The sequence below is a fragment of the Streptomyces filipinensis genome, from assembly GCF_014649495.1.
Taxonomy (GTDB): domain Bacteria; phylum Actinomycetota; class Actinomycetes; order Streptomycetales; family Streptomycetaceae; genus Streptomyces; species Streptomyces filipinensis.
Window position 1 is genome coordinate 138,508 of sequence record NZ_BMTD01000003.1, and the last position, 23,162, is coordinate 161,669.

At 74.2% G+C, this 23,162-nt stretch carries 17 protein-coding genes and 1 pseudogene; 5 read left to right on the forward strand and 13 right to left on the reverse strand.

From position 1 onward, the window contains the following. Positions 1 to 66: 66 nt before the first annotated feature. The 5 genes from IE244_RS09155 to IE244_RS09175 form a co-directional block, all read right to left on the reverse strand. A complete protein-coding gene (locus IE244_RS09155) occupies positions 67 to 1,875 on the reverse strand; it encodes a serine/threonine-protein kinase (RefSeq protein WP_191872348.1) in 1,809 nt (602 codons plus the stop codon). Positions 1,876 to 1,892: 17 nt separating this feature from the next. Continuing rightward, on the reverse strand, positions 1,893 to 3,485 hold the full coding sequence (locus IE244_RS09160) for a serine/threonine-protein kinase (RefSeq protein ID WP_191872350.1): 1,593 nt from the start codon (positions 3,483 to 3,485) through the stop codon (positions 1,893 to 1,895). Beyond that, positions 3,482 to 5,239: an FHA domain-containing protein gene (locus IE244_RS09165; RefSeq protein ID WP_191872351.1), complete on the reverse strand. Its 1,758-nt coding sequence runs from the start codon at positions 5,237 to 5,239 to the stop codon at positions 3,482 to 3,484. The genes IE244_RS09160 and IE244_RS09165 overlap by 4 nt, the downstream gene beginning before the upstream one ends. Positions 5,240 to 5,247: 8 nt before the next feature. Further along, on the reverse strand, positions 5,248 to 6,516 hold the full coding sequence (locus IE244_RS42740; protein WP_191872353.1) for a hypothetical protein: 1,269 nt from the start codon (positions 6,514 to 6,516) through the stop codon (positions 5,248 to 5,250). 257 nt (positions 6,517 to 6,773) lie between these two features. Beyond that, positions 6,774 to 7,670, reverse strand: coding sequence for a methylenetetrahydrofolate reductase (locus IE244_RS09175; RefSeq protein WP_191872355.1), 897 nt, complete (start codon positions 7,668 to 7,670; stop codon positions 6,774 to 6,776). Between the two features lie 305 nt (positions 7,671 to 7,975). On the opposite strand from IE244_RS09175, the gene IE244_RS09180 reads away from it, so the two are divergent. The 3 genes and pseudogenes from IE244_RS09180 (at position 7,976) to IE244_RS09190 (ending at position 10,804) form a co-directional block, all read left to right on the forward strand. Then, the gene (locus tag IE244_RS09180) at positions 7,976 to 8,677 is read left to right on the forward strand and encodes a B3/B4 domain-containing protein (protein ID WP_191872357.1); all 702 of its coding nucleotides are present in this window, start codon (positions 7,976 to 7,978) and stop codon (positions 8,675 to 8,677) included. A 36-nt stretch (positions 8,678 to 8,713) separates the two neighbouring features. Next, positions 8,714 to 8,941 (forward strand): annotated as a pseudogene (locus IE244_RS09185) (GntR family transcriptional regulator); the annotation flags it as partial. A gap of 396 nt (positions 8,942 to 9,337) precedes the next feature. After that, a complete protein-coding gene (locus tag IE244_RS09190) occupies positions 9,338 to 10,804 on the forward strand; it encodes an aminotransferase-like domain-containing protein (protein WP_373305732.1) in 1,467 nt (488 codons plus the stop codon). A 56-nt stretch (positions 10,805 to 10,860) separates the two neighbouring features. Here the strand turns inward: IE244_RS09190 and IE244_RS09195 are convergent, their stop codons facing one another. The 4 genes from IE244_RS09195 to IE244_RS09210 all read right to left on the reverse strand — a co-directional run bounded on the left by IE244_RS09195 (position 10,861) and on the right by IE244_RS09210 (position 15,833). Next, a complete protein-coding gene (locus IE244_RS09195) occupies positions 10,861 to 11,370 on the reverse strand; it encodes an O-acetyl-ADP-ribose deacetylase (protein WP_191872359.1) in 510 nt (169 codons plus the stop codon). After that, positions 11,367 to 12,785, reverse strand: coding sequence for a phytoene desaturase family protein (locus IE244_RS09200; protein ID WP_191872360.1), 1,419 nt, complete (start codon positions 12,783 to 12,785; stop codon positions 11,367 to 11,369). Before IE244_RS09200 ends, IE244_RS09195 begins: the two co-directional genes overlap by 4 nt. Before the next feature lie 294 nt (positions 12,786 to 13,079). Continuing rightward, positions 13,080 to 13,925 carry an inositol monophosphatase family protein gene (locus tag IE244_RS09205; RefSeq protein WP_191872362.1) on the reverse strand — a complete coding sequence of 282 codons (846 nt, stop codon included), beginning with the start codon at positions 13,923 to 13,925 and terminating at the stop codon, positions 13,080 to 13,082. 93 nt (positions 13,926 to 14,018) lie between these two features. After that, positions 14,019 to 15,833, reverse strand: a complete 1,815-nt coding sequence (locus IE244_RS09210) for a gamma-glutamyltransferase family protein (RefSeq protein ID WP_191872886.1) — start codon at positions 15,831 to 15,833, stop codon at positions 14,019 to 14,021. A gap of 162 nt (positions 15,834 to 15,995) precedes the next feature. Between IE244_RS09210 and lplAB the strand changes: the two genes are divergently transcribed. After that, positions 15,996 to 17,060, forward strand: coding sequence for a lipoate-protein ligase LplAB (lplAB, locus tag IE244_RS09215; RefSeq protein ID WP_191872888.1), 1,065 nt, complete (start codon positions 15,996 to 15,998; stop codon positions 17,058 to 17,060). 215 nt (positions 17,061 to 17,275) lie between these two features. Next, complete coding sequence (locus IE244_RS09220) at positions 17,276 to 17,983, forward strand: hypothetical protein (RefSeq protein WP_191872364.1); 708 nt, start codon at positions 17,276 to 17,278, stop codon at positions 17,981 to 17,983. A 21-nt stretch (positions 17,984 to 18,004) separates the two neighbouring features. Here IE244_RS09220 and IE244_RS09225 read toward each other — a convergent pair whose 3' ends face one another. From IE244_RS09225 to IE244_RS09240, 4 genes are all read right to left on the reverse strand, one after another. Next, positions 18,005 to 19,531 carry an NCS1 family nucleobase:cation symporter-1 gene (locus IE244_RS09225; RefSeq protein WP_191872366.1) on the reverse strand — a complete coding sequence of 509 codons (1,527 nt, stop codon included), beginning with the start codon at positions 19,529 to 19,531 and terminating at the stop codon, positions 18,005 to 18,007. Positions 19,532 to 19,646: 115 nt separating this feature from the next. After that, entirely contained in the window at positions 19,647 to 20,666 is a 1,020-nt protein-coding gene (locus IE244_RS09230; protein WP_191872368.1) for a TIGR03842 family LLM class F420-dependent oxidoreductase, read from the reverse strand. 11 nt (positions 20,667 to 20,677) lie between these two features. After that, a complete protein-coding gene (gene hydA, locus IE244_RS09235) occupies positions 20,678 to 22,081 on the reverse strand; it encodes a dihydropyrimidinase (RefSeq protein WP_191872370.1) in 1,404 nt (467 codons plus the stop codon). Positions 22,082 to 22,187: 106 nt separating this feature from the next. Continuing rightward, positions 22,188 to 23,030: a nitrilase-related carbon-nitrogen hydrolase gene (locus IE244_RS09240; protein ID WP_191872372.1), complete on the reverse strand. Its 843-nt coding sequence runs from the start codon at positions 23,028 to 23,030 to the stop codon at positions 22,188 to 22,190. Positions 23,031 to 23,162 lie beyond the last annotated feature (132 nt).

The following is a 23,162-nucleotide window of genomic DNA, read 5'->3' on the forward strand; positions in this document are numbered from 1 at the left end:
GGCCCCCGCCCGCTGGCGAGAATCCGACATGTACCTGGCCTTGGCCAGGGCTTCGGCGGAATGCGGTCAGGGGCAGGCGTAGGTGAAGGTCGCCGTCGCCTCCAGCGGGCGTGGCCGGTGCGCGACGCGCAGGCGCGCGGTGTCGTGGAGGCGGCCGGGGCCGCGGACCGTCCAGCGCAGGTGCACGCGGAGCGTGCGCGCGCCGCGGCGCGCGGTGCTGACCAGCTCACCCGTGTCGTGCCCGGCGCCGCGGAGCCAGTGGTAGGTGACGGGGCCGCCGGTGCCGTCCGTGGTGATGTCACCGGTCAGGTCGGCCGTCTGGCCGCAGCGCAGCTCCTTGGCGGGGGCGTGGACCCGGACGGCCAGGACCGCCGGAGCGGGCGTGGGACGCAGGAACAGCCAGAGCAGGAGCGCCGCGATCGCCGCGAGCGCCACCGCGCCGAGCCGGCCGCGGCGTCTGCGCCGGGGGCCCGGGGGTGCGGTGCGTGCCGGGGCGGCCGGGGTGTACGTCGCGTCGGCGGGCACGCCGGGTCCGAACCGGAGCAGGATCTCCCCGCCGCCGCCCCCCTCCCCGACGGGCCCCGCCGACGGACCGCCCTGGTGGCGCCGACCGAGCACGGTGGCCTGTGGGTCCGGGGCCGCGTCGGACCCGGCGGACGCAGGGGTGCGGCGGGTACGGCCGAGCACGGTGACCTGTTCGTCCGAGGACGCGTCGGACCCGGCGGACGCCGGAGTACGGCCCAGCGCGGTGGCCCGTTCGGCCGAGGCCGCGTCGGACCCGGCGGACGCCGGAGTACGGCCCAGCGCGGTGGCCCGTTCGGCCGAGGCCGCGTCGGACCCGGCGGACGCAGGGACGCGGCGGGCACGTGCGGTGCGCTGTTCGGCCGAAGCCGCATCAGGCTCGGCGGGCGCCGCGACACGACGAGCACGCACGGTGGCGTGTTCGGCCGGGAGGGCCGGGCCGTCCGCGCGATCGGCGTCGGGGGGCGGGGCCGCCGGTCCCGCAGCGTGGTCGGCCAGCGGCGGGCCGACCGGGCCAGCGGCGCCGTCCGCCGGTGATCGCGTGGGTGGCGGCGGAAAGGCGGGGGACGTCCTGGTCACCGCAGCGCGCAGGGCCGTGCGGCGCAGGAAGTCGGGTGGGAGGCAGCCGCGGCCGGAGACCAGGGTGGCGCGGGCCGCCGCGAGGCCCTCGGTGTCCGCGGCGGCGGCGCAGCGGGTCAGGAGGTCCGCCGCGGGAGTGTCCGCGGTGGCCCAGGCGGTGGCGAGGGTCCGCGCAAGGGCGGCCCAGGCCCGTGTGTCCGCGGCGCGGGTGCCGGCCACCCGCTCCTCCACCGGCCCCGTGCCGGCCACCCCCGCGTCCACCGGCCCGGTGTCGGCGGCCGGGGTGTCTCCCAGCACCGTGGCCAGTGCCGCCTCGGTCAGCAGGGCGACGCCGTCCGGGGCGAGGGCCACGGTGTGGGGGCCGAAGCAGCCGTGGGCGAAGCCCGCCGCGTGCAGGGCGAGCAGGGTCTGCGCGGTCTCGTTGAGGACGCTCGCGGCGCTGCCCGCGTCCTGGCCGAGGCCGTCGGCGTGGAGCACGTCGGCGAGTACGGGCGCCGGCGGGCGGGCGGTGATCAGCCACACCTCGCCCGCCTCGGCGACGAGGTCGACCGTGCCGAGCAGTCCGGGCAGCCGGAGCTTCGCGGTGGCGAGCACCGCGGCGGCCAGGCGCTCGCGCGCTCCCTCGGGCGTGAGCAGGGCGCGGTCGACGCGCAGCGCGCCGCGCACGGGTTCGCCGGACCGGGCCGGGAGCAGGGCGTGCCAGGTGCCGTGGCGCGCGTCCCGGGTCCAGTCGGACAGGGGCCGGCCGGCCACCGTGGTGGCTGTCGTCGTCATGTCGGTCCGTTCGGGGTTCAGCACGGCGGTGCGTCCAGGGACGCCGTCCGGGGGCCGTTCGCGGCTGGCGGGTCGCTGGTGAGGGTGACCTCCCAGGTGCCACGGCACGGGTGGTTCGAGAAGTCGGCCTCGAACGTCACGGCGTACCGCGTGCTGCCGGACAGGGGCTGCGTCTGCGAGCCGTAGGGGTCGGCGGGGGTGTCGACGTAGTAGTTCGCCGTGACGGTCAGCGGCCCGGTGCCCGTGGTCTCGACCGTCACCGCGGCGGTCAGCGTGCCCGGCCGCTGCCCGCGCTGCCAGGAGCCGATGGTGAGCGTGACCGTGCCGGCGCCGGCCGGACCGGGCGAGGTGGTGCCCGGTGCCACGGTCGGTGCGGTCGTGCCCGTGGACGGGGTGGGCGACGAGGACGAGGGTGCCGGCGAGGACGAGGGCGAGCCGTCCGAGGGTGCCGCGGTGGGCGTCGCGCCGGTCGTCGGCGGGGCGGAGGTCGGGGCGGAGGTCGGCGAGGCGGGGGCCGAAGTGCCGGGTGTGGTCGGTGGGTTGAGGAGAGACGGGGTGGAACTGGCCACGGTCGTCGCCGTCTCGTGCGGGCGGTCCTTGGCGTATGTCGCCCCGCCCGCGACGATCACGAGCGCGGCCGTCGCCCCGGTCGCCACCTTCCAGCCGCCGCGCCTGATCCTGCCCAGCAGGGTCAGGGCCTGGGCGGAGCCGTCGAGTGCCGCGGTCGTGGTCAGCGGGAACAACAGGGCGAGCAGCGCGGCCAGTTCGGCCAGCCGCCGTCGGCCCCGCTCCTCCCAGCCCGCGCCGTAGCCCTCGGTGGCGGAGCGTTCGAGGTCGGCGATGAGGGCCTCGATGCCCGGCCGGTCCGCCGGGTCCTTCGCCAGGCCGTCGCGCAGCAGTGCGCGCACCGGCCCGGGTACGTCGTCCAGCGGGACGGGGGCGCGCAAGTGCTGCAGGCGCAGGGCGGTGAGGTCGCCGGCGGGGAAGGGCAGCCGGCCGGTGAGGCACTCGAAGAACACCACCGACGCCGCGTACACGTCGGCGGCCGGGCCGCCGGCCGCGCCCTGCCACTGCTCGGGCGCCATGTAGGCGGGCGTGCCGGCGGATTCGGTCTCGCGTCCGCTGCGCACCGCGATGCCGAAGTCGGCGAGCGTGCTGCTGCCGTCGGCGCGGACCAGCACGTTCTCCGGCTTGTAGTCGCGGTGCACGACTCCGGCGGCGTGCGCCGCGCCGAGCCCCAGCAGGGAGCCCTTGAGCAGGACGAGCGCGGCCTCGGGGCCGGTCGTGCCGTGCCGGCGCAGCAGCCCGCGCAGACTGACCCCGTCCACCGCCTCCATCACGATGGCGGCACCGGCGCGGGCCTCGACGTACTCGTACAGCCGGACCACACAGGGATGCCGCAACTCGCCGAGCAGCCGGCCTTCGGCACGGAAGCGGGCGAGGAACTCCCGGTCCGCGAACAGGCGCCCGCTGAGGTACTTGATGGCGACGGGCACGCCGGTAGCGAGGTGCCGGGCCAGGACGACCCGGCCGCCGGACCCCTCGCCGAGGGTGCGGATCGGCTCGTAGCCGGGTACGGTCCAGCCGGTCCCGTCCGGTGGCTGTGTCATGCCGTCCCCTCCACCGGGGCGCCGGATGCCGTGCCGGGCACCGCCGCGCGCGCCGCCTCCCGGCGGCGGATCAGGCGGGCCAGGGTGCGCACGGGCGCGGACCACACCGGGAAGGCCACCAGGGCGACCACGGCGGTCTCGATCACGGTGGTCCACGGTGCGGCCAGCCTGTCGCCCAGGAGGTCGCCGATCCGGGAGCGCCAGGCGAGCACCGCCAGGGCGAGGAAGCCGTAGGTGCCGGCGACGACGGCCAGGCCGTAGGCGGCCATGCCCGCCTGGCGTGGGCCCGGCCGGTTGCCGGCGCGCAGGTCCCGCCACAGTCCGCTACGGAAGTACGCGCTCGCCTCCTCGCGCAGTCGGGGCACGCGCAGCGCGTCGGTCAGCGCCTGGTAACCGTCCAGCGGCATCAGGGGGTTGAAGTTGTAGAGGGTGTTCAGGTACAGGCCGAAGGCCAGGTGGTAGAGGACGGCGGAGGCCGGTCCGGCGGGCAGCAGGGCCGCGCCCGTGGCGCTCCAGCCGGCCAGGGCCGCCGTGGACAGCGGCCCGGACAGGGCCACCACGACCCGGGACCAGCGGGAGCCGAACCACATGTCGCTGGTGTCCACGAACGCGAACGGCATGCCCATCATCAGCAGGAACCCGCCGCGCCGGACCGTGCGGCCGTACGACTTCACGGCGAGCGCGTGGGTCAGTTCGTGGACGAGCAGCGCCGTCACGTATCCGGCGATGAGCAGCACGGGGCCCCACGCGCCCGCTCCGCCGAAGTCCAGCAGGCGGTGGTGTCCCTGTGCGGTGAAGAAGGCCACGAGGCCGCCCACGACGGACAGCCATGCCAGCGTCACCCCGGTGCGGGTGAACAGCCGCCAGCCGAAGGACTGGTAGAGGCGGGTCACCAGCCGGTCGAGGCCGGGTACGGACACCTCCAGTTTCAACAGGGCCCGGTGGACGGCGCGCGCCGCCCGGCGCCAGCCCCGGGGCCGTTCCGCCTCCGCCCGCCCGGGCAGACCGCGCAGCAGCCCGGCGTCCGCGAACGCGGCGAGCGCGGACTCGATGCGGGGCAGGGCGAGTTCGCCGTAGCGCTCGGCGTACGCGAACAGCAGGTCCCGTACGGTGTTCTCGCCGTCGACCGCGTGCCACAGGAAGACCTGGCGTTCGTCCAGCTCCAGATAGCGCCCGGTGCGGGTGCTGCTGAGCACCCAGCGGGGCTCGGCGCGGTCGCCGGGCACCTGCTTGAGGGCCCAGCCGGAGCGGCGGCGGGGGCGCGCGGTGAGCGGGCCGGCCGCCTCCGGGGCCTCCTCCTGTGCGGCGGTGGGGAGTTGGGTCAGCTGGGTGCCGACGACCATCGTGCGCGAGCCGATACGCGCGTCGCGCGGCTGCTCGAACACGAGGCGTACGTCGCCCACGGACAGCTCGGTACCGTCGGCGAGGCCGGCCACGCCGCCGTGCAGTTCGACGCCCGCGACCGCCGTGCCGTTGAAGGAGTCCAGGTCCTCGATCCGGAAGCCCGCGTCCGTGCGGACGATGCGGGCGTGGCGGCGCGAGACGCTGCCGTCGGCGAGAACGACGTCGTTGTCCGCGCCCCGGCCCAGCGTGGTGACCGGGCCGGTCAGCGGGACCAGCAGGGCGGGGTCGTCGAGGCCGCGCAGCTGGGGCGCGGCGTAGGCCGTCGGTGCCGCGCCGCGCCGGAGGGTGCCGCAGCGCAGGCAGTAGGGGAAGTCGCGCCGCGTGCGGACGCGGCAGACATGGCAGAGCATGCGGTGGCTCAGCCTCCGCCGGAACCGCTGAGGAAGGTTCCGCCGTTGAAGCCGCCGTCCGCCTCGGGGGCGGAGGGCGACAGGCGGGTGGCCGCGTCGCCGGCACCGGGCAGGCCGATGCCGCCGCGCACGGTCGTCCCGGCCCGGCCGAGGGTGCCTTCGCGGCCACCGCCACCGGGCTCACCACCGCCACCTCCGAAGCGCCGGCCGTTCTCCGAACCCCCTACGCCGTCGTCGGAACCGCCGCCGCCTTCGCCACCACCGCCAGGCTCACCACCACCGCTCGGACGACGGCCGTTCTCCATCGGGTCCGCACCACCGCCATCACCGCCGCCCTCACCGCCACCACCACCAGGCTCACCACCACCGCTCGGACGACGGCCGTTCTCCATCGGGTCCGCACCGCCACCGTCACCGCCGCCCTCACCGCCACCTTCGCCACCGCCACCGGCGCCGCCGCCGCTGTCGCCGCCGCCGTCGCCGCCCTCGCCGCGGTCATAGATGCCGCCGTGACCGAAATGGCCCGCGTCGCCGCCGTCTTCGCCGCCGGCCCCGCCGAAGCCCCCGTGGCCACCGAAGTCTCCGTGGCCGCCGAAGTCCCTGGATCCCGCCCCACCGGCGCCACCGCCGAAGCCGCCGTCACCGAAACCGTCCTCGCCGAAACCGCCGTCGGTCCCGCCGAATCCGCCCTCGCCGAAGCCTCCGCCGGCGCCGCCGAAGCCCCCGTCACCGAACTCTCCGAAGCCCCCTTCGGCACCCCCGGCAGGGCCTCCGAGACCGCCGAGGTCCGCGCCGTCCGCCTCGCCCCCGAAACCGCCGAACTCACCGAACTCACCCGGCTGACCGGACGCGCCGAACTGACCGGACTCACCGAATGCACCGAACTCGCCCGCGCTGCGGCCCGCTTCGCCCGGGGACCCGTCGAACAGCTCACCGCCCAGCAGGCTGTGGGCGCCCGACGGGGAGGCGTCGACACCGCCGAGGCCCTCCTGCACGTCGGTATGCACCGGAACGTCGGTGTGCGCCGGAACGTCGTGGTGGGCCAGCGCGTGCGCCGCGCTTCCGAAGAACAAGGAGGACTTGGACAGGCGCGGATCCAGTGCGGCCGGTCCCCCGTCGGCGCTGGAGTCGACGCGCAGGGAGCGCAGTGCGTCGACCTGGGCGGGCGTCAGCCCGAGTCTTCGGGCCACCTCGGCGCTGTCGCCGTCCAGTTCGGCTCTGAAGGCGGGATCGGCGGCCAGCCGGATCATGGCAGCGCGGTAGGCGTCGTCGGTCATGGCTGAGGTCTCCGTCGGTCTGCGGGCGGTGATGCCGATCGCGGCGGAGCCGAGGATCCCCCTGGTCGGCGGCAACTGCCATTTCCGGCCATCCCCGCCGATACCTGCTGGAGACGTTATAGAGGTCGTGGCATGAGCAGCGCAAGGGCTTCGGCCTGGGCATCAGAGCCGGTTTGGCGCACGACCCGGTGGCGCGGTGGCTGCGAGACGGCTCGTGTCCACCGATCACATACGGCCATCGCGGACGGCCCCGGTGTTCAGCCGCCCCGGTGGTCGCCCGAGCCTCGTGCGTCCCCCTGCCGGAACGCGGCGACCCACTCCGCCGTGGTCCGCAGTCCGCCGAAGGTGTAGAAGTGCACCTTCACCGTGCCGTGCCGCTCGGGGTCGTAGCGGCGGGCGAGCGCGTGCAGGAAGCGGTCGGGGCCGGTGGTGCCCATGAGGTTGGTCAGCGAGAAGCCGTACTTGCGGGCGACGGAGGCGCTGGTCGCCACGCCGAAGCGGGTGGCGTAGCCGAGCAGCCGGCGGACCCCCGCCGGTCCGGGCACGCCGATGCGCACGGGCAGGTGCACGCCCCGTGCGCGGGCGGCCTCCAGCCAGGTGAGCACCGGGTCGGCGTCGAAGCCGAACTGGGTGATGACGTCGCCGCCGAACCGGTGCGCACCGATGGCCGCCGCCTTGTCGGTCAGCGCCGACCACAGCGTGTGGTCGGCTATCGCGGGGTGGCCCTCCGGGTAGCCGCTGATGCCGACGTGACGGACGCCGTGCCTCTGCAGCAGTCCCGTGCGCAGGAGGGCGAGGGCGTCCTCGTACGGGCCCTCGGGGCGGGCGGGGTCGCCGCCGACGACGAAGACGTTCTCGGCGGTACCGTCCTCCGCCAGCCCGGCCAGGAACTCCTCCAGGGCGGCGCGGGAGGGCAGGCGGCGCGCGGAGATGTGCGGCACGGGGACGAAACCGAGGCGCTTGACCGCGCGGGCGGCCGCGAGCCGCATCCCGAGGTCCTCGCCGGCGAGGAAGGTGATGTTGATCCGGGTCCCCCGCGGGATGCCGGCGCACGCCTCCTCCAGCCGGGGCACGTCCTTGCCGGTCATCTCCAGGGAGAAGTCGTCCAGCAGAGCGGCACCGACGACCGGGGGGACGGTGAGAGCGGGGTTCATCGTGCTCCTCGTACGACGGCGGTCCTGACCGCGGCCGATGATGTCACGCCCCCGACGGACACCGTGGCCCAGGGGCACGCCGCCGGAGTGCCGACGCCTCCGGAGACATGCGGCGCCGCCCTGCACGGCGGGCCGGGCGAACGGTACCGGTGACGGCCGCCCCGTTTCCGGCGAGGCCGCCAGCGGCACCGGTGAGGCGGTTATGGACCGGTGAACCGGACCCGCTTTGGCTCTGGTGACCGGACCACTGCCGCGGCAGGGTGGTGCTCCCGAACCCGCGGAGCGAACCCGAGGAGAGCCTGACCATGCGATTCCGGCACGCGGACACCATCTGGGCCACGTTCCCCGAACTGGCCTCCGGCGCGCTGTACGCCACCGGTATCGGCGCCGCCGCGGACACCGGCCCGCGCGCCGCCGCGTACACCGCCCGAGCCCTGGCCCGGCTGGCCGACACCACCGAGGGCGAGTTCCCCGAAGTGCTGGCCTGGCGGCGGGCGTTCAGCCGGATGGGCATGAAGCCGACGCAGTACCGGTGTGCCTCGGAGTCGCTGCTGCGGCGCCTGCGCAAGGAGGGGACGCTGCCGCGCATCCATCCGCTGGTCGACCTGTGCAACGCGCTGTCGGTGGCGTACGCCGTCCCTGTGGCGGTCCTGGACGTCGACCGGATCGCCGGGCCGCTGCTGGAGGTGCGGCCGGCCGCCGGCGACGAGACGTACACGGCGTTCGGCGGGGGCGTCGAGCGGCCCGCGGCCGGCGAGGTCACCTTCGTCGACTCCGCGGGACGGGCGCACGCCCGACGCTGGACCCACCGGCAGAGCGGCCACTCCGCGGTCGGTGAGCACACCCGCCGGGTGCTCGTGGTGACGGAGGCCATGCACGACGACGGCGCGGAGGCCGTTTCCGACCTGCTGAAGACGCTACAGGAGGAGGTGGCGGCGCACTGGGAGGCGGTCACGGAGTCGGCCGTGCTCACCGGGGCCGCACCGGACTTCGTCTTCGGCGACTGAGCCCGGCGGCATGACAGCATCAGCGGCATGAGCGGCATGAGCGAGGAGGCGGACGCGCCCGCCGCCGGTGAACTCCCGGGCCGCGGCTCGGACTTCCTGCAGCTGGCGGCCGGTGAGGTGCCCGCGGGCGGGAAGGCGGAGTGGCTGGCGGGCCGACTGCGGCAGGCGATAGCGGACGGCAGGCTGGCGGTCGGCAGCAGACTGCCGCCGACCCGGGTGCTGGCCGTCGAACTCCGCGTCTCCCGCGGGGTGATCACGGAGGCGTACCGCCGGCTCGCCGAGGACGGGCACCTGGAGGGCCGCCGCCGCGGGGGCACCGTGGTGGTGGCGGCTCCGTTCGCTCCGGCGCGGGGCGCGCCCGAGGGCGGGGCGCCGGCGCTTCCCCGCCGCGCCACTCACGGCGTGCCTCTCCCCGGCGTACCCGCAGCGCCGGGCACCCCCGCGCCCGGCGCCCCGGACAGGCCGGCCGCGCCGAACGCGCCGCGGGCACGTCCTGCTCGCCTCCCCGACGAGCGCTTCTCCGTCCCACCCGGCCCGACGACCCCTCACGGGCCTGGCCCTCAGCCCCTTCCCCCACCCGACCCCCAGCCCCTCCCCCCACCCGGCGCGCAGCTCCCGCGCACACCGGGCCCACAGACCTCCCGCGCAGCCGGCGCACCGATCCGTCCCGCGCCCGGCGCGCAGCCCCCTCAGGCACCAGTCCCACACGCCCCTTACCCGCCCGGCCCGACGGCCCCTCACGCGCCGGGCCCACAGGCCCTTCCCGCACCTGCCCCGCAGGCCTCTCACACACCCGGCCCACCCACCCGTCCCGCGCCCGGCGCACAGCCCCCTCGTGCACCAGGCCGACAGACCCCCGCCCCACCCGGCCCGCAGACCCCCCACGCGGCCGGCTCACCAACCCGTCCCGCACCCGGTCCCCAATCCCCTCACCCACCCCACCCACAGTCCCCCGCCCGCCCCGGATCGCCGTCCCCCGCCCCGGTCGGACCGCCGTTCTCCCGGGTGCCCGGCGCCGATGTCTTCGACGTGCTGCGGGACGCCCCGGCCGGCGTCGACTTCACGCCGGGTCGGCCGGACCTCAGCACCTTCCCCCGCACCGCCTGGCTGCGGGCCGAGCGTGCCGTCCTGGCGGGGCTGTCCGCCGAGCACCTCGGTTACGGCGATCCCCGGGGCGCCCCCGCGCTGCGGCGGGCCGTCGCCGACTGGCTCGCGCGGATGCGGGGTGTGCGGGTGGAGCCGGACGAGGTGCTGATCGTCGCGGGGACCGCCCAGGCGCTCACCCTGCTGCACCAGGTGCTGCGGGCGGACGGCGTCGACGCCGTCGCGGTGGAGGACCCCGGCTCGCTCGGGGGCCGCCAGCATCTGCGGAACGGGGGCCTCGACACCCCGCCGGTGCCGGTGGACGACCACGGGGTGCGGGTGGACGCGCTGCGCGCGACCGGCGCCCCGGCGGTGCTGCTCACGCCGGCCCACCAGTTCCCGACGGGTGTGGTGACCAGCGGAGAGCGCCGGCGTGAGCTGCTGGGCTGGGCGCGGGACGGCGGGCTGATCCTGGAGGACGACTACGACGCGGAGCACCGCTACGACCGTCCGCCGGTCCCCGCGCTGCGGGCACTGCTCGCCGACCGGGTGTGCTACATGGGCAGCGTGTCCAAGCTGCTCGCCCCGGCGCTGCGCATCGGCTGGTTGGTGGCCCCGCCCCGCTACCGCGCGGCCCTGGTGGACGCGAAGCGGTACAACGACCTGGGCAACCCGGTGCTGCCGCAACTGGTGCTCGCCCGGCTGATGGAGTCCGGCGGACTGGAACGGCGGCTACGGCTGATGCGGCGCCGGCACCGGGACCGCCGCGACGCGATGATCGCCGCCCTCGCCGAGCATCTGCCCGGCGGGACCGTGCACGGCGCCGCGGCCGGTCTGCATCTGACGGTCACCTATCCGGCGGACGTACCCGACACCGAGGTGGCCGCCGCCGCGCTGGCCCGGGGCGTGAAGTGCCAACCGCTGTCCTGGCACCGGCAGTTGCCCGGGCCGCCCGGACTCGTTCTCGGCTACGCGGCCACCGCGCCGGGAGTGATCGCCGAGGGCGTGGCCCTGCTCGGCAGCACCCTGCGCGAACTGTCCTGACCGGACGGGCGAGGTGCGGCACCTGTTCCCGGGTGCGCCGCGGACGGCGGTGCGGCTCAGCCCACTTGGCGGGCGAACGCGTCGTAGGCGTGCTGGTCGAAGAGGACGAAGCGCACCTCCTGGACCGCCGTCGCCGCGTTCCGCACCGTCTCCACGGCGATCCGTGCCGCGTCGTCCATCGGCCACCGGTACACGCCGGTGGAGACGGCCGGGAACGCGACCGTGCGCGCGCCGAGTTCGTCGGCGACCTTCAGGGACTCGCGGTAGCAGGAGGCGAGCAGGTCGGAGCGGTCCTCGCTCACGCTGTGCACCGGGCCCACCGTGTGGATGACCCAACGGGCGTCGAGTGCGCCCGCCGTCGTGGCGACCGCCTTGCCGGTGGGCAGGCCCTTGCCGTACCGGGAGGCGCGCAGGGCGCGGCACTCCTCCAGGATGGCGGGGCCGCCGCGCCGGTGGATCGCGCCGTCGACCCCTCCGCCGCCGAGGAGGGAGGAGTTGGCCGCGTTGACGATCGCGTCGGCACTCTGCCGGGTGATGTCGCCCTGGACGAGGGTGATGGTGGTCATGTCTGCCTCAGTCTTCGCCATACGGCCTTGGCCGCGTTGTGCCCCGACATGCCGTGCACGCCGGGTCCCGGCGGGGTGGCCGAGGAGCAGATGAAGACGGCCGGATGCGGGGTGTGGTACGGGAACAGGGACAGTCTGGGACGCAGCAGCAGCTGGAGTCCGGATGCCGCGCCGCAGGCGATGTCGCCGCCGACGTAGTTGGCGTTGTGGGCGGCCAGCTCGGCGGGGCCCGAGACGGCGCGGGCGAGCACGCGGTCGCGGAAGCCGGGGGCGAAGCGCTCCAGTTGGCGTTCCATGGCGTCGGTGAGGTCACCGGACCAGCCGTTCGGGACATGGCCGTACGCCCAGAAGACCTGCTTGCCCTCGGGGGCGCGGGTCGGGTCGACCACACCGGGCTGCACGGTGATCATGAACGGTCTGCCGGGGGCGCGGCCCTCGCGGGAGGCGGCGCGCAGGGCGGTGGAGATCTCGGCCTGGCTCGCGCCGACCTGCACGGTGGTGGCGGCGCGGGCCTCGGGCGCGGTCCAGGGCACCGGGCCGTCCAGCGCGTAGTCGATCTTGAAGACGCTCGGGCCGTAGCGGTAGCCGCGGTAGTGGTCGCCGAAGCCGGCGATACGGGCCAGCGCGGTGGGTGAGGTGTCGAAGACGTACGCCCGCGCGGGCGGCAGGTCGTCCAGACGCTTGACCTCGTAGTCGGTGTGGACGGCGCCGCCCAGGTCCTTGAGGTAGGCGGCGAGGGCGTCGGAGATGGCCTGGGATCCGCCGCGGGGCACCGGCCAGCCGCGGGCGTGGGCGGCCAGGGCGAAGACGAGTCCGATGGCGCCGGTGGCCAGGCCGTTCAGCGGTGCGATCACATGCGCGACCAGGCCCGCGAACAGGGCCTTGGCCCGCTCGTCCTTGAAGCGGCGCAGCAGCCAGGTGGACGGTGGCAGCCCGGCCAGGCCGAAGCGGGCCAGCGTGACGGGGTCGCGTGGGAGCGCGGTGAGCGGCAGGGACATGAAGTCCCGTACGAGGGTGTCCCAGTGGGGGAGGAACGGCCCGACCAGTCTGCGGTAGGCGCCGGCGTCGCGCGGTCCGAAGGAGGCGGCGGTCTCGGCGACCGAGCGGGACAGCACGGCCGCGGTGCCGTCGGGGAAGGGATGCGCCATCGGCAGCCCGGCGTGCAGCCACTGCAGGCCGTAGCGCTCAAGGGGCAGGGCGCGGAACGCCGGGGAGTTGACGCCGAGGGGGTGGGCGGCCGAGCACGGGTCGTGCCGGAAGCCGGGCAGGGTCAGTTCCTCGGTGCGGGCGCCGCCGCCCACCGTGGACTTCGCCTCGAACAGCGCGACGGAGAAGCCGCGGCGGGCCAGCTCCACGGCAGCGGTCAGTCCGTTCGGTCCCGCACCCACCACGACCGCATCGAGCATCGACGGCACCTTCGGACCCCTTCGTCAGCCGATGGCCACTCGGGGCCAGGATATGCCGGAGGAGCGACACCGCCCCGGCCCGGGGGCCGGGCGGCCCGGCGCCGGGTGACCGCGGGCGGTGGCGGGTGACGGAACCGGGGCACCCGCATCGCGGCGGAGCCGCACTTCGGCGCAGCTCCGCGCCCCTGGCGGGTCGCGGTCGCCGCCCCGCCCGCAGGCCGTGTCCCACGGGCCGTCGCGCCGCCGCGGCGCCTGTCCGGTCGCCGGCGGACGAGCGCCGGCCGAACGAGGCCCGGGTGGGGCTCAGGCCGTCGTCCGCAGCAGCGCGGCCACCCGCTCGGCGGTCGCGGCGTCCCGGGCCGCGGTGAACGGCAGGACGTTGCCGCCGGTCACGCGGAACGGCTCGCCGGCGCGGGTGAGATGCGTGCCGCCCGCCTCCTCGACGAGGAGCAGGCCGGCCGCGTGGTCCCAGGCCGCCTCCCAGGAGAAGGCGACCGCGTCCAACTCGCCCCGGGCGACGGCGAGATACTCCAGGCCCGCCGAACCGCAGGGGCGGGGGGCGAGGCCGTCCGTCCACAGGGCGCACAGCGCGCGCTTCTGCTCGTCGGTCGTGTAGTCCGGGTGGGAGGTGGCGACGACGAGGTCGCGGCCGGGCGCGGGCGGGCCCGCGAACAGCCGCTCGCCGTCGAGGAAGGCGCCCTTGCCGCGGACCGCCGTGGCCAGCTGGTCGCGCGCCGCCGCGTAGGTCCAGGAGGCCAGGACGACGCCGCGGTGGGCGAGCGCGACCAGGGTGCAGAACCCGTCGTCGCCGTGCACGAACTGGCGGGTGCCGTCGACGGGGTCGACGATCCACACCGGTGCGTCGCCCTGCAGCGCCGCGTACGTCGCCGGGTCGGCGTGCACCGCCTCCTCGCCGACCACGACGGAGCCGGGCAGCAGGGCGCCGAGGTCTTCGGTGAGCCGCAGTTCGGCGAGCCGGTCGGCGTCCGTCACCAGGTCGTGGGGGCCGCTCTTCTGGTCCACCTCGTGCTCGGCGAGCCGGCGGAAGCGGGGCAGGATCTCGGCCTCGGCCGCCTTGCGGACCGCTTCCTCCACGTCGACCGCGCACCGGTCGAGAAACTCGTCGATGGTTTCCGTGTCTTCGATCATGCCTCCATGAGAGCACGCCCCTCTGACAATCCCCCGGCCCGCCCGGTACACACCCGGTGGAATCGGGATGAAGAACAGGTGCCGGATGCTCGCTCAGCGGCCCACGGCGTACCCCTGCATCCCGCGCGGGTTCGCCGCCGCCGACAGCACGCCGGTCTCCGGGTCCCGGGCCACCGCGCTCAGGCGTCCCTCTGACCAGGCCGGGGCGACGGTGACGTCGTGGCCGCGCCGCCGCAGCTCCTCGATCACGTCCGCGCCCAGACGGGACTCCACGGTGACGCTGCCGGGGCGGCGGCCGCGCGGGTAGAAGGAGCTGGGGAAGCTGTCGTTGTGCCAGTTCGGGGCGTCGATGGCGCCCTGGAGGTCGAGGCCGCCGCGGACCGGGGCGCCCAGGGTGACGGCGAGGAAGAAGTGCAGCTGCCACTGGTCCTGCTGGTCGCCGCCGGGCGTGCCGAACGCCAGGACCGGCACGTGGTCGCGCAGCGCGAGGGACGGGGTGAGCGTGGTGCGGGGGCGGCGGCCCGGGGTGAGGGAGTTCGCCAGCCCCTCTTCCAGCCAGGTCATCTGCAGCCGGGAGCCGAGCGGGAAGCCCAGCTCGGGCACGACCGGGTTGGACTGCAGCCAGCCGCCGCTGGGCGTGGCCGCGACCATGTTGCCCCAGCGGTCGACGACGTCCAGGTGGCAGGTGTCGCCACGGGTCGTGCCGTCGGCCGCCACGTGCGGCTCGCCGGGGACGCGCGCGACCGTCGGCTCACCCGCGCCCATCGGGTCGAACTCGGGGGCGCTGCCGTCCACGCGCGCGTACGCCTGCGCCGGCAGCCGCGGGGTGCGTCCGCCGGGGCTGCCGGGCCGCATCTCCCAGGAGGCCTTGGCGCCGATCAGGGTCCGCCGGCCGGCGTTGTAGTCGTCCGAGAGCAGCTCGGCGAGCGGCACCTCGGCCGCGTCCCCGTACCAGGCCTCCCGGTCGGCCATCGCCAGCTTGCAGCCCTCGACCAGCAGGTGGACGTAGTCGGCGGAGCCGTGGGCGGGCAGCTCCGGCGGGAGCAGGGCGAGCTGCTGCAGCAGGGCGGGGCCCTGGCTCCAGGGGCCCGCCTTGCACACGGTCCAGCCGTTCCAGTCGTAGGTCGCCGGAGCCTCGTAGGTCGCCGACCACCCGGCGAGGTCGGCCTCGGTGAGGACGCCGGTGTGCCGGGTCCCGCTGGTGTCCATCGTGGGCCGCCGCGACTGCCGTATCAGGGCCTGCGCGATGAAGCCGGAGCGCCACACCTCCCGCGCGGCGTCGATCCGGGCCTCCCGGTCGCCGCTGCCCGCGGTCTCGGCCAGGAGCCGCTTCCAGGTGGCGGCGAGAGCGGGGTTGCGGAAGCGCTCACCGGGCCGGGGCGCCCGGCCGCCCGGGAGGTAGACCTCCGCGGACGAGGTCCACTCGGTCTCGAACAGCTCCCGGACGGTCTCCACGGTCGCGCCGACCTTCTCCACGGGCGCGTGCCCGTGCTCGGCGTATCCGATGGCGTACCGCAGGACGTCGTCCAGGGACTTCGTGCCGTGGTCGCGCAGGAGCAGCAGCCAGGCGTCGAAGGCGCCGGGCACGGCGGCGGCGAGCGGTCCGGTGCCGGGTACGAGGTCCAGCCCGAGCCCCCGGAAGTGGGCGCCGCTCGCGCCGGCCGGGGCCACGCCCTGGCCGCACAGCACCTGGACCGCACCGCCCGCCGGGGCGAGCAGAATCGGTACCTCACCGGCCGGCCCGTTCAGATGCGGCTCCACCACGTGCAGCACGAACGCCCCGGCCACGGCGGCGTCGAAGGCGTTGCCGCCGCTCTCCAGCACCGCCATCGCCGACTGGGAGGCCAGCCAGTGGGTGGAGGACGCCATTCCGAAGGTGCCCTGCAGGGTGGGCCGGCTGGTGAACACGGGCATCGTCTCCTCGCTCGGTACGTCTGGCACGGGTACGTCTGGCTCGGCTGCCTCTTCCGGGTGATCGTACGAGCGTGATCGCCGTCCGGGGAACACGAAGACGACCCGCCGCGTTCTTCTCAAGCCGGTCTCAAGCGGTGGATGACGGAGGGCCAGGCGGTGCACGGTGAGTACAAGGTGCCGGGCGGCAAGCTCGTCGTCGTGGACGTGGACACCGAGGACGGCGTGCTGCGGCACGTGCGCGTGGCGGGCGACTTCTTCCTGGAACCCGACGAGGCGCTGGACGCGGCGAACGCCGCGCTGGAGGGCGCCCCCGCGGACACGGACGCGGCGGGCCTGGCCGCCCGGATCGAGGCGGCCCTGCCCGCCGGGACGGTGATGTACGGCCTGACCTGCGAAGGCATCGGCATCGCGGTGCGCCGGGCCCTCGCGGGCGCCACGGACTGGACCGACTACGACTGGCAGCTGATCCACGAGGACCCGCAGCCGCCCGCGCTGCACATGGCCCTGGACGAGGTGCTGACCGCCGCGGTCGCCGCGGGCCGGCGGCCGCCGACGTTGCGGGTGTGGGAGTGGGGCGCCCCGGCCGTGATCATCGGAAGCTTCCAGTCCCTGCGCAACGAGGTGGACCCCGAGGGTGCCGCGCGGCACGGCGTCGAGGTGGTGCGGCGGATCTCCGGCGGCGGCGCGATGTTCGTGGAGCCCGGCAACACGATCACCTACTCCCTGTCGGTGCCCGAGTCCCTGGTCCAGGGCCTGTCCTTCCAGGACAGCTACGCCTATCTGGACGACTGGGTGCTGGGCGCCCTCGGCGACATGGGCGTCCGGGCCTGGTACCAGCCGCTGAACGACATCGCGACCGACCAGGGCAAGATCGCCGGCGCCGCGCAGAAGCGGATCGTCGGGCCCGGCGGGGGCCCGGGTGCCGTACTGCACCACGTGACCATGGCGTACGACATCGACGCCGGCAAGATGACGGAGGTGCTGCGCATCGGGCGGGAGAAGCTGTCCGACAAGGGGACGCGCAGCGCGAAGAAGCGTGTCGATCCCCTGCGCCGGCAGACGGGGCTGTCGCGTGCGGCGGTCATCGACCGGATGATCGAGTCGTTCCGCGGGCGGTACGGCCTGGCACCGGGCACGATCACGGACGAGGAGCGGGCACGCGCGGCGGAACTGGCCCGCACGAAGTTCGCCTCCGCGCAGTGGACGGAGCGGGTGCCCTAGCCACCCGCCCCCCCCGGTGAACTGGGCGCCCGCCGACGACTGGAGCCGCATAACGGGCAGAGCGGGACGTCGTGAGCGTGCTGTCGTGACCGCGCGGGCACGCTGCGAGTTTTCACTTCCGCCCCACAGGGAGTCGTGTGACACTGTCGTCCCCCGTCCACCCCCGCGGACCCCTCCGTATCCCGCCCCGCCCCCTCCCCCACGAGAAGTGCGCCGTGCGTTCTCTTCCTCTGCCGCTCGCCCTCACCGCGCGGATCTCGCCGGTCGCCGTTCTCGCCTGTGCCGGCTGGGCGCTGACGTCCGGCCCGGCCGCGCCGCCGGCGGAGGCCGGGCACCAGGCGGCCCAGAAGACGTCCACCCAGTCCGCCCCCTCCGGCTCATCGTCCGGTTCATCCGGTTCGTCCGACTCGCCGGGCGGCGCGAGCGCGAAGGCGTACTCCGCGGCCCCCTCCCCCTGCACCAGCGTGCCGGCGGCGATCGTCAAGTCCCTGGTGCCCGGGGCGAAGACGACGGGCAAGGAGATCCCGTCGACGGACACCACACTGCGCCGCACCTGCTCCTGGAACGCGCTGCAGGGCTACGACTACCGCTGGCTCGACGTGTCGTTCGAGATCAGCTCGTCGGAGCAGGAGGCGCAGCAGGAGTACCAGCAGCGGGTGAGCCAGAAGAGCGGCGGCGGGACGGTGCCGGGGCTCGGGGACGGCGCCTACTCCGTGGTGAACCTGACCACCGAGGACAAGCAGCAGACCCGGGAGGGTGTGGTGCTGGTCCGGGTGTCCAACGCCGTGGTGGTCGTCACCTACAACGGCAGCGACTTCGAGACGAAGAAGGCGCCCGGTGCGGACGAGATCAACAAGGGGGCCATCCAGGCGGCGCGGGCCGCGGTCGGCGCGCTCGGGGGCGGGCGGTCGCAGGCCGGCTGAGCACCCGCCCCCGCGGATCGGCTAGGGCGTGGTCCGCCCGCGGCCCGTCAGCAGGGTGAGGGTCAGGTACAGGACCAGGGACGTGCCCAGGCCCACCGCCCAGCCGTAGTCGGCGAGGGCGGACAGGGCGGGAATGGGGCGGCCGTCGATCAGAGGCTTGAAGCTGGCACCGCCGACGGCGAGGACACCGCCCGCCAGGAAGGCGGCGACCGCCCGCCAGTTCCAGCCGGCCGCGTACCAGTACCGGCCGCCGGCGCGGTAGAGGTCGGCGAGGTCCAGGCGGGTGCGGCGCAGGAGCCAGTAGTCGGCGACGAGGATCCCGGCCACCGTGCCGAGCAGGCCGCCGACCAGGCCCAGCCAGGTGAAGATGTAGCCCTGCGGGTCGGAGTACAGCTTCCAGGGGAAGATGAGGACCGCGAGGACGGCGGTGATGAGCGCTCCGGTGCGGAAACTCACCTTTCTCGGCGCCACGTTGGAGAAGTCGAACGCCGGGGAGACCAGGTTGGCCGCGATGTTCACCGAGAGGGTGGCCACCAGCACCGTGACGAGGGCGTAGAGCAGGCCCACCACGTTGTCCGTCTTCGCCGCCAGCTGTACCGGATCCCAGACCGGCTTGCCGTACACCGCCTGCGAGCCGGAGGTGACCAGGACGGACAGGAACGCGAACAGGGTCATCGTGGTCGGCAGGCCGAGGGCCTGGCCCCAGGTCTGGGCCTTCTGGCTCCGCCCGTAGCGGGTGAAGTCCGGGATGTTCAGCGACAGGGTCGACCAGAAGCCGATCATGCCCATCAGGGACGGCCAGAACAGCTTCCAGAAGTGTGCGCCCCAGCCCAGCTTCGACGGCTGGTCGAACAGCGGGCCGACGCCACCGGCCTTGCCGCTCATCCACCACAGCATCACGAACGCGCCGACGAGCACGAAGGGCGCCGCCCAGTTCTCGAAGCGGCGGATGGTGTCCATGCCCCGGTGGATGATCGCGACCTGGATCGCCCAGAACAGCGCGAACGACAGCCACATGGTCCAGGCGTAACCGCCGACGTGCGCCGCGTTCGACCAGCTGCCGCCGATCAGCTTCCCGGCGAGGAAGTAGATGGCCTCGCCGCCGATCCAGGTCTGGATGCCGAACCAGCCGCACGCCACCAACGCCCGTACGACCGCAGGCAGATTGGCGCCGCGCACACCGAAGGAGGCGCGCGCGAAGACCGGGAAGGGGATGCCGTACTTGGGGCCGGCGTGCCCGGTCAGCAGCATCGGCACCAGCACGACCAGGTTGGCCAGGGCGATGGTGAACACCGCCTGCTTCCAGTCCATGCCGACGGCGATCAGGCCGGAGGCCAGCGTCCAGGAGGCCGTGTTGTGGGCCATGCCGACCCAGAGCGCCGAGAAGTTGTACGTGGTCCAGGTGCGCTTCTCGGCCGGGACCGGCAGCAGGTCCGCGTTGGCGTAGGGGCCGCTGGGCTGGGGCGCACCGGGGGCGATCGTCACCCGGCCGTCGGGGAGGGTGACCTGGGCGGACGGCGGTATGGCGGGGGGAGCGGTGTCGGTCATGGGCAGGCCAATCAAACGAGGTGGGACGGGAGAGGCCGTGCGGGCACCAGCCCCTCCCCTTCGGCAGCGGGGAGGGGTGACCAGGAGGTGGGGGACTCGAACTCGGACGGGGGGGTCAGGAGTTGACGGCCGGGATCACCGTCGCGCCGTACGCGTCGATGGTGGCCTCCTGCGCGTCGTGCATGTCGTACACCGCGAACTGGTCGACGCCCAGCGCGCGGAGCGCGTTCAGTTTCTCGATGTGTGCCTCGGGCGGCCCGATGACGCAGAACCGGTCGACGATCTCGTCCGGCACGAACTGGGTGTCGGGGTTGCCGCTGCGTCCGTGGTGGGCGTAGTCGTAGCCCTGCCGTGCCTTGATGTAGTCGGTGAGCGCGTCGGGGACCTGGGCGGAGTGTTCGCCGTACTTGGCGACCAGGTCGGCGACGTGGTTGCCGACCATGCCGCCGAACCAGCGGCACTGTTCGCGGGCGTGGGCGAGGGCCTCGGGCGAGTCGTCCTCGGTGACGTACGCGGGCGCCGCCACGCAGATCGTCACCTCCGAGGGGTCGCGCCCCGCCGCGACCGCCGCGTCCTTGACCGCCTTCACCATGTACTCGGTCAGGTACAGGTCCGACAGCTGGAGAATGAACCCGTCGGCCTCCTCGCCGGTCATCTTCAGCGCCTTGGGCCCGTACGCGGCCATCCAGACGGGGAGTTCGGCGCCCGGCTTGATCCACGGGAACCTGATCACCGTGCCGCCGAGGTCGGCCTCCTCGCCCCGGCCGAGGGCGCGGATGACCTTCATGGCCTCGCTGATCCGGGCGAGCGTGTTCGGTTTGCGGCCCGCGACCCGCATCGCCGAGTCGCCGCGGCCGATGCCGCAGACGGTGCGGTTGCCGAACATGTCGTTGAGGGTGGCGAAGGTGGAGGCGGTGACCTCCCAGGTGCGGGTGCCCGGGTTGGTGACCATCGGGCCGACCGTCAGCTTCGTGGTGTTCGCGAGGATCTGGCTGTAGATCACGAACGGCTCCTGCCAGAGCACGGCGGAGTCGAACGTCCAGCCGTACGTGAACCCGTTGCGCTCGGCCCGCTTCATCAGGCTGACGACGCGGGAGGCGGGCGGGTCGGTCTGCAGGACGAGTCCGAAGTCCATGGGCGCCACTCCTAGTTGAGGTACTGACAGGTGGAGCGCGGGGTGAAGACGCCGTGGCCGGCATGCCCGGTGTACTCGCGCTCGGTGATGACCGCCTCGCCGCGTGAGAGCACGGTCTCGACCCGGCCGGTGACGCGCTTGCCCTCATAGGCCGAGTAGTCGACGTTCATGTGGTGCGTCCCGGCCGACATGACCTGCTCGGCGTGCGGGTCGTAGATGACGATGTCGGCGTCGGCACCCGGGGCGATGGTGCCCTTCTTCGGGTACATGCCGAACATGCGGGCGGGGGTGGCGCAGGCGATCTCGATCCAGCGGCGGCGGGAGATGTGCCCGTCGACGACGGCCTGGTGGAGCAGGTCCATGCGGTTCTCGACGCCGGGAAGGCCGTTGGGGATCTTCGAGAAGTCCCCCCGGCCGAGCTCCTTCTGGCCCACGAAGCAGAAGGGGCAGTGGTCGGTGGAGACGACCTGCAGGTCGTTCGTCCGCAGCCCCTGCCACAGCCTGGCCTGGTGCTCCTTCGGCCGCAGGGGCGTGCTGCACACGTACTTCGAACCCTCGAAGTCCGGCTCGGCGAGGTTGTCGGTCGACAGGAACAGGTACTGCGGGCAGGTCTCGCCGAAGACGTTCAGTCCCTCGTCGCGTGCCCGCGCCAGCTCGGCCACCGCCTCCATGGCCGAGACGTGCACGACGTACAGCGGGGCGCCGGCGACCTGCGCGAGCCGGATGGCGCGGTGCGTGGCCTCGGCCTCCAGCAGCGCCTTGCGGACCTCGCCGTGGTAGCGGGGGTCGGTCTCGCCCCGGGCGAGCGCCTGCTCGACCAGGACGTCGATGGCGATGCCGTTCTCGGCGTGCATCATGATCAGCCCGCCGTTCTCGGCGGAGCGCTGCATGGCGCGCAGGATCTGCCCGTCGTCCGAGTAGAAGACGCCCGGGTAGGCCATGAACTGCTTGAACGAGGTCACGCCTTCCTCCACGAGGAGATCCATCTCCTTGAGCGTCTCCTGGTTCACATCGGAGACGATCATGTGGAAGGCGTAGTCGATCGCGCAGTTGCCCTCGGCCTTGGCGTGCCAGGTGTCCAGGCCCTCGCGCAGGGTGTGGCCGACGCTCTGCACGGCGAAGTCGACGATCGTCGTCGTACCGCCCCAGGCCGCGGCCCGGGTGCCGGTCTCGAAGGTGTCGGAGGCGAAGGTGCCGCCGAACGGCAGCTCCATGTGGGTGTGGGCGTCGACACCGCCCGGGATGACGTACTTCCCGGTGGCGTCGATGGCCCGCTCGGCGGTGAACGCCCCGGCGGCGGGGGTGCCCGACGCGGCGAGGGCGGCGACGCGGCCGTCCTCGATCAGGACGTCGGCGTGGATCTCGTCGGATGCGGTGATGACCAGGCCTCCGCGGATGACGGTACGACCAGTCATGGGGCCCACTCCTTCGTTGGTCGCGTGCGGTTGTCTGTGGCTGAGCGCGCCCACGCGGCGGCAGCCGCATATCGGGCGCGGTCCCGCGCCCCCTACGGGGCGCTGCTCACGGCGCCGTCAAAGGCTCGTAGGCCCCCGGCGCCCGGTCCCGGTAGAACTGCCAGCGGTCGCGGACCTCGCGGAGTTTCGCCAGGTCCAGGTCGCGGACCACCAGTTCGGTCTCCTTGTCGCTCGCCACCTCGCCGACGAACTGGGCCTCGGGGTCCACGAAGTAGGTCGTGCCGTAGAAGTCGTTGTCGCCCAGGTCCTCCACACCGACCCGGTTGATCGCGCCGACGAAGTACTCGTTGGCCACGGCCGCCGCGGGCTGCTCCAGCTGCCACAGGTAGCGGGACAGGCCGCGCGAGGTGGCCGACGGGTTGAACACGATCTCGGCACCGGCGAGGCCCAGCGCCCGCCAGCCCTCCGGGAAGTGGCGGTCGTAGCAGATGTAGACGCCGATCCGGCCGACGGCCGTGTCGAAGACGGGCCAGCCGCTGTTGCCCGGACGGAAGTAGAACTTCTCCCAGAACCCCCGCACCTGGGGGATGTGGGTCTTGCGGTACTTGCCGAGGTAGGAGCCGTCCGCGTCGATCACGGCCGCGGTGTTGTAGAGGACTCCCGGCTGCTCCTCCTCGTACATCGGCAGGACCAGGACGATGCCCAGCTCGCGGGCGAGTGCCTGGAAGCGCCGGACGGTCGGACCCTCGGGGATCCGCTCGGCGTACTCGTAGAAGGCCTTGTCCTGGACCTGGCAGAAGTAGGGGCCGTAGAACAGCTCCTGGAAGCAGAGGACCTGGGCGCCCTGCGCGGCGGCGTCGCGGGCCGCCTGCTCGTGCACCTGGATCATGGATTCCTTGTCGCCGGTCCAGGCGGTCTGGAAGAGGGCGGCACGGATCACTCGGCTCATCGGGACCTCCGGTAGCTCGGTGTGCCGTGAGCCTAGAAAGCCCGCGGGGAGCGTTCGATGGGCAGCGTGTCACGTCTGCGGGCGTGCGGCGTGCCACCGTGTCACGTCTGCGCAGTCCCATGTTTCACCGCC